This window comes from Stenotrophomonas sp. 1L-E-5-B-C3, assembly GCF_057292075.1.
Genome location: NZ_JBXAWS010000001.1, coordinates 13227 through 22851, shown reverse-complemented (window position 1 = coordinate 22851; position 9625 = coordinate 13227). Strand labels below are relative to the sequence as shown.

Sequence of the window (9625 nt, the reverse complement as noted above, 5' to 3'; positions counted from 1 at the left end):
GCCGGGTGCAGGAGAGCACCCGGCGGCAGGAGGGACGCGCGCATGTGTCACGGTAGATGCCGACCTTGGTCGGCAGTAGATCCTCGCCATGCGTGGATGCCCGGACAGCCTCAGTGCCGACCAACGGTCGGCACCCACCAGAGCAGGCGTGGCAGCAGGAGCCGCTCGGCCGTAGATCCACGCCATGCGTGGATGCGGTGCCACGAACGAGTCCTAAAGCTCCAGCACCCGCCGGTAACTCAACGGCCCACGCCCATCGCGCAGGCCCAACCGCAGTTCAAGTCCGGTGGCCGGCAATACCTCGCCCTCGCTCGGCAACACGGCCCATCCCGTTCCAGGCTGCCACGCCCGCACCTCGAACCGCTGCACATCGCGCGCCACCGCAATGCCCTTCGACGGATCCGGTGCGGGCAGGGGATACCGGTCCGTAGCCGCACCACTGGCCCGCCACAGTGTGCTGCCCTGATGCCACCAGCGCACCCGCTGCCAGTGCAGCCCATCGCTGCCCACGCTGCGGGTGATCTCCAGCGCGAAGCTTCCATCCGGGTGCCGTTCACTCACCAGCGACGGAGGCAGCAATCGCTGCGGACGATCAGCCGGACGCACCGCGCCATTCATCAGCGCATCATCCGCACGCATCTCGATATCCCGCTGGAACTGCTGCAGCACGCGCAGTGCGGTGGTGGTCTCGGCATCGGCCTGGCGCAGGCGCTGGTCGCTGCTGGCCACGCTGTCGAGCGCACGCCAGCAGATCAGCGCCAGCACGCCCATGATGGTGATCGCGATCATCACCTCGATCAGGGTGAAACCGCCCACGGCGCGCTTCATGGCGCGGCCGTCCACGGCAGCTGCATCCGCGCCAGCGACTGCCGCGGTGCATCCTCGGCGACCACGCTCAGTTCCAGCTGCGGCTGGCCGTCGCTGCCCGTGCCCAGGTGCTGCAGCACCAGGAAGGTTCCGCGTCCCTGCACGCAGCGTTGCCGCGCATCCTGGGGTGCCTGCCCGGCCAAACGAAGCTCCTGCCAGCGGTCCTGCGCGCACATCAGTGCCAAGCGGCGATCACGTAGCCGTGACTGATCGTCGGTGGCCACCGCCACCGAGCGCATCACCGCCGCCAGCGCAATCGAAACGATCGCCAGTGCGATCAGCACTTCGATCAAGGTGAATCCGTGCATGTTCCGCTTCACTGCACGACCTGCAATTGTCCGCTGCCATCATCACGAAGGCGCAGTGTGCGGCCCTCCAGCGACAGCCCCAGCTCCCAGGCGGTACCGATCCACTCCGGGCTCAGTTCGATGGCGTTGGTGGGCTGCACCGCAATGCCGGCAGCCTGCCACCGCTGCGGCCGCAACAGGTCGTCGCGCTGCACGGTCACCCATTGGTTGCCCTCACGGCGGCTGAAGCGATAGCCGCTGGCGTCGGCCTGCCAGCGGATGCTGCGGCCGTCGATGCGGGCCTCGTCGCGTGCCACCTGCAGGCGCTGCGCCAGCCGCTCGGCTTCCTGCCGCAGCTGCCGGCCGGGGTCGAGCAGGCTACCCAGGCCCAGGCCGATCCCGGCCGTGCAGATGCCGATGATCACCAGCACCACCATCAGTTCGATCAGGGTGAAGCCGTGCGGAATGCGTTGCATCGACATCGCCTCCTGTCCTTGCCGATGCCTGCCAGCGTACGCGCGGATGATGAAACAAAAGCGTCAGCGACGGCTGCTAGCGTGGTCGGACACGAACGTGGCAATGGTGCGGAACATGGATGGCAGGCGCTGGGATCGCAATCGGGTGTTGACCCTGCTGGCGGCGACGCTGCTGCTGGCGGTGGTGGCCTATTGGGGCGTGACCCTTGTCGGCCCAATAACCTCGGTGGCCGCCAGTGAGGCACAGCCGAATGTGCCTGTGCGGCCCGTGTTCGACGCAGCGGCGAGCCTGCCGCTGGTGCGGCTGCTTTCACCCGGTGCGGTGCACACAGAAGTGGTCGTGCTGGGCGTGATGGCCGGTGACCACGCGCCACTGGCCCTGCTCTCGGTGGATGGCCGCCCGGCGGAAGCCTATGCCCCCGGTCAGCGGCTGGGTCCATCCACGGTACTGGCCGGCATCAGTGCCAGCGCGGTGGAGCTGCAGCAGGCAGGCCAGTCGCGCAGCCTGCCGGTGCCGGAGCTGCCACCGGTGCCGACCGATGGCATCGTGCCCGCCAGCCCCCTGTAGAGCCGAGCCCACGCTCGGCTGTCTTCGCATTCATCGGCGATGCCACACAGAAGCAGCCGAGCGTGGGCTCGGCATCTACAGATGCGCAGGATCAGCGCGCCGGACGCTGCGGTATCACCGAACGACCAAGGGCATCGCCCATGCGCTGTCGCGTGCCTTCCCGGTTGTACTGCATCAGCTGGTTGCCGGGCTGCCGCATCAGCCGTTCGGCTTCGGGCAATGCCGGTGACTTCGCAGATTTCGCCGGCGGCGCCAGCTTGCGCTGCAGGCACTCCCAGGCGGGAATCCGTTCGCCGTTGACCTGTACTTCAATACACGGTGCAGCGTCCTCCTGTGTTTTTTGTTCGCCGGCCTGCACCGAGGGCAACACCAGCAACACGACGAAGGCGAGCGCCGGACGACGCCATGTGATCAACAGTCCGCTCATTTCCGATCTCCCGCAGCAGCAAGGGCTCTGCAATGCAGACGTATGGCGTGTGCAGAGTCCGCCTGCGCGCGTTGGCGGACCGTCAAAAGATGACAGTGCTGTCACAAAACTGTTGGCGGCTTTGACGCGACCTACACGTCCTGTTGGTAGACCCACGCGCCGCTCCATGGCCACTTCCTTCGATACGACGCGATGCTTTCGATGACTCCTGTTCCGTACCGAGCCGTCCGACTTCCGCTGCGCCTGCATCCGCTGGTGCTGGCCCTGGCAATCCTGCCGCTGCCGCTGTTTGCGCAGGAGGCGGCGCCTGCGCCCAGCGTGAACATCAATGAGTACATCGTGCGTGGCAACACCGTGCTCGATCCGCGCCAGATCGAACGTGCGGTGGAGCCGTTCCTCGGCCCGGGCAAGACCCTGGCCGATGTCGAGAAGGCGCGCGATGCCGTCAATGCGCTGTACCAACAGGCAGGCTACCAGTCGGTCTACGTCGAGCTGCCCGAGCAGCAGGTCAGTGGCGGCGTGGTACTGCTGAAAGTGCAGCAGACGCCGATCGGCCAGCTGCGGGTCGTAGGCACGAAGAACGAATCGCCCGAACGCATCCGTGAGCGCGTGCCGGCACTGGCCGAGGGCAAGGTGCCTGATTTCGACCAGGCACAGAAGGAATTGACCGCGCTCAACGAAGGTGGCCGTCGCCAGGTGATGCCACTGGTGCGCGAAGGCCAGGTGCCGGGCACGATGGATGTGGACCTGCAGGTCGAGGAGAAGTCGCCGTGGCGTGCCAGCGTGGCGCTCAACAACGACCACAGCGCCGACACCGAGAAGCTGCGCCTGAGTGCATCACTGGCCTACGACAATCTGTGGCAGCGCGGGCACAGCGCCAACATCGGCGTGTATCTGGCTCCGGAAGATGCCAAGCAGGCCAAGGTGTTTTCGGCCTCATACATGATGCCGTTCGAAGGCACGCCGTGGAGCCTGGAAGCATCCGGCTACAAGTCCGACAGCCGCGTACTGAACGCAGGCGGACAGGTCGGTACCGGCACCGGTACAAACGTGATCGGCAACGGCCATTCGATCGGCGTCAAGCTCAACTATCGACTGACCGGCAGCAGCCAGTGGTGGCGCCAGCTCAGCCTCGGTGTGGACTTCAAGGACACCGAGGAAGACACGCAGATGGGCAAGGAGAGCCTGAAAACGCCGCTGAAGTACGCGCCGATCACCCTGGCATTCGTCGGAGTGCGTCAGGGTGAGCAGGACCAGCTGAGCATCAATACCCAGCTGGTCGCCGGCACCCGTCGCCTGTTCGGCTATGGCAGCGATGCCATCGGCTTCGGGCAGAAGCGCTACTGGGCCGATCCAAGTTTCGTGGCCTTCAAGGCCGATGTGGCCAACACCCACGCCTTCGGCAGCGATTGGCAGTGGTACGCGCGCGGCTCGCTGCAGGTAACCGATGCGCCGCTGGTGTCGGCCGAGCAGTTCGCCGCCGGTGGCATGTACACCGTGCGCGGCTATCTCTCGGCCGAGGCGATCGGCGACTACGGCGGCCTGGCCAGCCTGGAGTGGCGTACCCCAGCATGGTCGCTGTGGAGCGGCACCGATCTGCGCGTCTACAGCTTTGCCGACGCCGCCTACCTGCGCCTGCGCCAGCCGCTGCCCGAGCAGCGTGACAAGTACAACCTGGCGTCGGTCGGCCTGGGTGCGCAGCTGCGCCTGGGCGAACACCTGCAACTGCGCCTTGACTACGCCTGGCCCTATGCCGATGGCCCGGTCACGCGCAAGGACGACCCGCGCCTGCATTTCAACATCAGCACCAGTTACTGATCCTTTCCTTGAACATGCGTTCTCCGGAGACCCTTCGCATGGACCGTTTGCTTTCCCGAGTGTTGCTGCTGCTGGCCGCGCTGGTTGCGTTGCCCGCCGCTGCGGCCGATGCCAATTGGTGGCAGGCCGAATGGAAGTACCGCAAGCCGATTACCGTCGATGCCGGCCCGCAGGGTGCGGGCCTGGCCGGTGACCCGGGCCGTACGCCGCTGCTGCTGCGCCTGCATACCGGCAACTTCGGTTTTGACGGCACCCAGGATGCGGGCAATGACCTGCGCTTCGTCTCGGGTGATGGCCGCACCGTGCTGGCCCACCAGATCGAGCAGTTCGATCCCAAGCTGGGCCTGGCCCTGGTCTGGGTGGACGTGCCGGCGGTCAGCGCCGCGGCGCCGCAGACGATCTGGATGTACTACGGCAACGAGAAGGCCCCGGCCAGCGGCAACGGCCAGCAGGTATTCGACCCTGACTACACGCTGGTCTACCACTTCGCCGAAGCCAATGCGCCGGCACGCGACACCACCGCCTACGGCAACAATGCCGGTGCTGTGGTACCGCCGTCCGAAGGTTCGGTGATCGGCCGTGGCGTGCAGCTGGGCGCAGGCCCGCTGCCGTTGCCGGCCAGCGCCTCGCTGGCACAGGAAGCGGGTACGCCGTTAACCATCTCGGCCTGGATCAAGCCGGGCAGCAACAATGCGGCGCAGGCGATCTACGCCCGTCGCGATGGCGCCTCCGAGCTGGTGGTCGGTATCGAGAACCGCGTGCCGTTCGTGCAGCTCAATGGCCAGCGCAGCACGCCGGCACAGCCGATTCCGGAAGGGCAGTGGGTGCACGTGGCACTGACCGCGGAGAAGGGCGCGCTGCAGCTGTACCTCAATGGTCGCGTAGTTGCCCAGCTGAGCGGCGAGCTGCCGGCGCTGGCCACCGCGCCGGTGGTGGGCGCCGATGCGCCGGGCGCGGCGCAGCCGCTGGCCAACTTCGAAGGTGCGCTGGATGAGTTGCGCGTCTCGCGGGTGGCACGTCCGGCCGCGCTGCTGCTGGCGGATGCCACCGCGCAGGGCGCCGATTCGCGCCTGATCAGCTACGGCGCCGACGAGCAATCCGCCGGGCAGAGCCACTTCGGCTTCATTCTCAAGGCGATGCCGTTCGATGCCTGGGTGGTGGTCGCCATCCTCGGCCTGATGATGCTGATGTCATGGGCGATCATGATTGCCAAGAGCCGCCACTTCGGCCGCACCAGCAAGGCCAACGCGGTATTCACCGAAAGCTTCGGCAAGTTGTCCGGTGTGCCGCTGCGCACTCTGTCCGAGATGGACCGCCAGGGCAAGGCGCCGACCGCGATGCACGACGGCTCGCTGTGGCGCATCTACCAGGTGGCCATCGATGAAATGCAGCAGCGCCACCAGCGCGATGGCAACAGTGGCTACCTGAGCGGCGCCACCATCGCCGCGATCCGTGCCTCGATGGATGCGGTGATGGTGCGCGAGCAGGAAGCGATGGCACGGCGCATGAACTGGCTGTCGACCACCATCGAAGGTGCGCCCTACGTGGGCCTGTTCGGCACCGTGATCGGCATCATGCTGGTGTTCGTGGTGGCGGCGATGGCCGGCGCGGTGGACATCAACTCGGTGGCGCCGGGCATGGCTGCAGCGCTGCTGTGTACCGCAGCCGGCCTCGGCGTCGCGATCCCGGCGCTGTTCGGCTACAACTACCTGGGCGCACGCGCCGAGGCGATCGGCGCCGACATGGCGGTGTTCATCGACGAGTTCGCCGCGCGCCTGGCCGAAGAGCAGGACCGGCGCGGCCCGGCCGCGGTCCAGGGCTGAGGGGCGCGCCATGGGCCAGAAGGCGAAGTTCGGCATCAAGAAGCGCGAGAAGGGCATCAACGTGACGCCCTTCGTGGACGTGCTGCTGGTGGTGCTGGTGATCTTCATCCTGACCAGCAACGCCTCCATTCCCGGCATCGAGGTCAACCTGCCGAAGGCCAGCAACAGCACGGCGTTGGAGAAGCCGAAGACCAAGGCGATCACCATCGACCCCAGCGGCCAGGTGTTCCTGGATGCCTACCCGGTGACCATGGCTGAGCTGGAAGACCGCCTGCGTACCGAGCGCGCGACCACACCGGACTTCCCGGTGATCGTGCGCGGTGATGCGCAGGTGCAGTACGCCCGCGTGGTCGAGGTACTGGACCTGCTGCGGCGGCTGGAGCTGGCCCAGGTCGGCCTGGTCACCGGCAAGGCGCAGGGCTGAGGCATGACGGCCCATCAACCCCCTCGGCCAGAGCCCGGCATGCGCGGTCGCCAGTTGCTGGTGACCGTCGTGCTGGTGCTGGCCGCCGTGCTGGTACTCGGCATCGCGGTGTGGTGGCTGCTGTTCAAGGACACCGCCAGCACCCGTCGGCCGGTGGTGCAGCCGCCGATGCTGGCACTGCCACCGCCGCCTCCGCCGCCACCCCCGCCGCCGGAAAAGCCGCCAGAGCCGGAAACGCCGCCGGAAGAGACGATGCCCGAGCCGGAGCCGCTGGATCAGCCGACGCCCGCTGAAGAGCCGACGCCGACCCCGGACAATGCCGATCCGGTGACGATGAATGCCGATGCGCAGGCTGGCGGTGACAACTTCGGCATCCAGTCCGGCAGTGGCGGCGGTTCGTCCGGCGTCGGCCGTGGCGGCGCCGGCAATGCCACCTACGGTCGCTATCTCGGCTACCTGATGCAGCAGGCGATCTCGCGTGACGACAAGGTCAAGCGCCTCGCGTTCCAGCTGCAGGTGAACGTCTGGCTGGCCACGGATGGTCGGCTGGAGAAAGTCGAGCTGGTGCGTGGCAGTGGCAACGAGGAGGCCGACGCGGCCGTGCTCGACGCGCTGCGACGCATCGGCAAGGTCGACCAGGCACCGCCGCCGTCACTCGATTTCCCCGCCCGCGTCCTGATCCAGGGCCGCCGGCCCGGGGCCTGATTCCCGACTTCCATGATTTCCCTTCTTTCGATGAGAACCGTGATGAACGACCACGTCCGCGCACGAACCGACTCCCGCCGCCCGCGGCCGGCCCGACGGGCGCTGCTGTGCTGCGCCGTGCTGCTCAGCCTGGCCGCCCCGGCCGGTGCGATGGCTGCCGAAACGACCATGGTCAAGCTGATCAAGGGTCTGATCGCCAGCGGTGCACTGAAACCCGAAGACGGCCAGGCGTTGCTGGTGCAGGCCGAGGCCGAAGCGGCGGCCGCACAGCGCACTGCAGCCACGGGCAGCACCGCGGCGAGCGGTGGCGTGGCACTGGAGGCCGGTGACGTGCGCGTGCCGTACGTACCTCAGAGCGTGCGCGACGGTATCCGTGACGAAGTGCGCCAGGACGTGATGGCGCAGGCGAAATCGGAAGGCTGGGCGGCACCCAACGAAGTGGCCGAGTGGACCAAGCGCATCAAGGTCACCGGTGACATGCGTGTGCGCAGCGAGTCGCGCTTCTACTCCGAGCGCAACAGCGACATCGTGAGCAACTGGTCGTCGATCAACTCCGGCAACGGCTTCGACACCAATACCAATACCAACCTGCAGCTGCCGCCGCTGCTGAACACCCGCCAGGACCGCCGCAACCTGTGGCGCATCCGTGCCCGCCTGGGCATCGAGGCAACCATTGGCCAGCACACCACGGCCGGCGTGCGCCTGGCCAGCGGCAGCAGCAATGGCCCGGTGTCGACCACCGAGCAGCTGGGTGGCGGCCTGAGCAAGAAGGACGTGTGGCTGGACCAGGCCTGGCTGGCCTACAGCCCGGCGGACTGGGTGACGGTGCGTGGCGGCCGCTTCGGTAATCCGTTCTGGACCAGCGACACGCTGTTCTCCAACGATCTCAACTTCGATGGCCTGGCCGCCAACCTGAAGTATGACTTCGATGGTGGCGACCTCGACCTGTTCGGCAACCTCGCGGTGGTACCGCTGGAGTACACCTCCGACAGCTCGCCGAGCCAGAGCAAGGTCAAGACTCCGAACGAGAACAAGTGGCTGTCCGGTGCCCAGGTGGGCGTGAACTGGCGCTTCAACGATGACAACGCGCTGCGTGCTGCGCTGGGCTACTACGACTTCAAGAACATCAGCGGTCGCCTGTCCTCAACGTGCTCGCTGTATTCGGGCGCGGTAGGCTGCGACACCGACTGGTCGCGCCCGGCGTTCATGCAGAAGGGCAACACCCTGATGCTGATCCGCAACATCGCGCGCAATCCGGTGGATCCGGCCGGTACGCCGACCCCGCAGTATGTCGGCCTGGCCTCGGCGTTCCGTCTGGCCACGCTGAACCTGCGCTGGGATACACAGCTGGCGCAGGGCATCGGTCTGCGCCTGGATGGCGATTACATCCGCAACCTGGCCTATGACAAGCAGGCCATGTTCAGTCGCGCCCAGAACGGCATCGTCAACAACTACGGCGCCGGCGATACTGTCGGCATCGATACCTTCCGCAGTGGCGACACCGCATGGATGGTGCAGGCCACCTTCGGTGCCACCGAGCTGAAGGAGAAGGGCCAGTGGCAGGCGCTGCTGGGCTACAAGCACATTGAGGCCGACGCGCTGCCCGACGCCTACAACGATCCGAACTTCCACCTGGGCGGCACCAATGCCCGCGGCTACTACGTGGGCGGTGCCTACGCGCTCGACGCGCGCAGTTGGATCAGCGGCAAGTGGATGGCGGCAAAGGAAGTGTCCGGTGCGCCGCTGTCGATCGACGTGTTCCAGCTGGAGTTCAACACCGGCTTCTAAGCGGATGGCGTGATGGGCATCACGCGAAGCGTGGCGGGGGCGCAGCGATGCACCCGTCTAAGGAAAGGAGACCACGCGTTGCACAAAGGAGGAATGGATGAGCCGTCGCAAGCTGTTCGAAAGTCCCGAACCGTCCAGCCAGATGCTGGGTGTTGGACCGGCCTATGTTTCAGTGGAGGGCCTGCGCCAACACCTGGCCGAGTTCCTGCTGTACGCAGGCCGGCCGGTGGTGATCATGCGCGGGCGCAGCGAAGTGGGCTACTTCCTGCCGGCGCGCTGCTGGCGTCAGCGCGACGATGACCCGCTGGCGGCGGCTGCCGCCGAGCAGCTGCTGGATGCGGCCGGTTTCCAGGCCGAGGACATCCAGCAGGTGGAACAGGAGTTCAACGCCATGCGCCAGCGCACCGTGTTGCATTCGCGGCGCTGAGCCTTCCGTAGAGCC

The 9625-nt window shown here is 66.8% G+C and carries 11 protein-coding genes; 7 read left to right on the top strand and 4 right to left on the bottom strand.

Annotation, left to right across the window (positions count from 1 at the left end; genetic code table 11):
* Positions 1 to 213: 213 nt before the first annotated feature.
* From AC0Z6F_RS00115 to gspH, 3 genes are read right to left on the bottom strand one after another with little or no spacing between them, the layout of a single operon-like run.
* Positions 214 to 828 carry a prepilin-type N-terminal cleavage/methylation domain-containing protein gene (locus AC0Z6F_RS00115; RefSeq protein ID WP_448123086.1) on the bottom strand — a complete coding sequence of 205 codons (615 nt, stop codon included), beginning with the start codon at positions 826 to 828 and terminating at the stop codon, positions 214 to 216.
* Complete coding sequence (gspI, locus tag AC0Z6F_RS00110) at positions 825 to 1175, bottom strand: type II secretion system minor pseudopilin GspI (RefSeq protein ID WP_012511249.1); 351 nt, start codon at positions 1173 to 1175, stop codon at positions 825 to 827. Before gspI ends, AC0Z6F_RS00115 begins: the two co-directional genes overlap by 4 nt.
* An 8-nt stretch (positions 1176 to 1183) precedes the next feature.
* Positions 1184 to 1630: a type II secretion system minor pseudopilin GspH gene (gene gspH, locus AC0Z6F_RS00105; protein WP_006370653.1), complete on the bottom strand. Its 447-nt coding sequence runs from the start codon at positions 1628 to 1630 to the stop codon at positions 1184 to 1186.
* Positions 1631 to 1745: 115 nt separating this feature from the next.
* Here gspH and AC0Z6F_RS00100 point away from each other — a divergent pair, with 115 nt between their 5' ends.
* A complete protein-coding gene (locus tag AC0Z6F_RS00100; RefSeq protein ID WP_485616554.1) occupies positions 1746 to 2198 on the top strand; it encodes a hypothetical protein in 453 nt (150 codons plus the stop codon).
* Positions 2199 to 2289: 91 nt separating this feature from the next.
* Here AC0Z6F_RS00100 and AC0Z6F_RS00095 read toward each other — a convergent pair whose 3' ends face one another.
* Positions 2290 to 2625 (bottom strand): hypothetical protein, encoded by a 336-nt coding sequence (locus AC0Z6F_RS00095; protein ID WP_006370651.1) that lies wholly within the window; start codon positions 2623 to 2625, stop codon positions 2290 to 2292.
* Between the two features lie 201 nt (positions 2626 to 2826).
* On the opposite strand from AC0Z6F_RS00095, the gene AC0Z6F_RS00090 reads away from it, so the two are divergent.
* From AC0Z6F_RS00090 to AC0Z6F_RS00065, 6 genes are all read left to right on the top strand, one after another.
* A complete protein-coding gene (locus AC0Z6F_RS00090; RefSeq protein ID WP_485616555.1) occupies positions 2827 to 4443 on the top strand; it encodes a ShlB/FhaC/HecB family hemolysin secretion/activation protein in 1617 nt (538 codons plus the stop codon).
* A gap of 38 nt (positions 4444 to 4481) precedes the next feature.
* Complete coding sequence (locus AC0Z6F_RS00085; protein WP_485616556.1) at positions 4482 to 6266, top strand: DUF2341 domain-containing protein; 1785 nt, start codon at positions 4482 to 4484, stop codon at positions 6264 to 6266.
* A gap of 10 nt (positions 6267 to 6276) precedes the next feature.
* Positions 6277 to 6690: an ExbD/TolR family protein gene (locus AC0Z6F_RS00080; protein WP_012511243.1), complete on the top strand. Its 414-nt coding sequence runs from the start codon at positions 6277 to 6279 to the stop codon at positions 6688 to 6690.
* Positions 6691 to 6729: 39 nt separating this feature from the next.
* Positions 6730 to 7395 (top strand): TonB family protein, encoded by a 666-nt coding sequence (locus tag AC0Z6F_RS00075; protein ID WP_041864528.1) that lies wholly within the window; start codon positions 6730 to 6732, stop codon positions 7393 to 7395.
* Positions 7396 to 7437: 42 nt separating this feature from the next.
* Entirely contained in the window at positions 7438 to 9183 is a 1746-nt protein-coding gene (locus AC0Z6F_RS00070) for a putative porin (protein WP_012511241.1), read from the top strand.
* Positions 9184 to 9280: 97 nt separating this feature from the next.
* Positions 9281 to 9610 (top strand): hypothetical protein, encoded by a 330-nt coding sequence (locus AC0Z6F_RS00065; RefSeq protein ID WP_012511240.1) that lies wholly within the window; start codon positions 9281 to 9283, stop codon positions 9608 to 9610.
* The last annotated feature ends 15 nt before the right edge of the window (positions 9611 to 9625 follow it).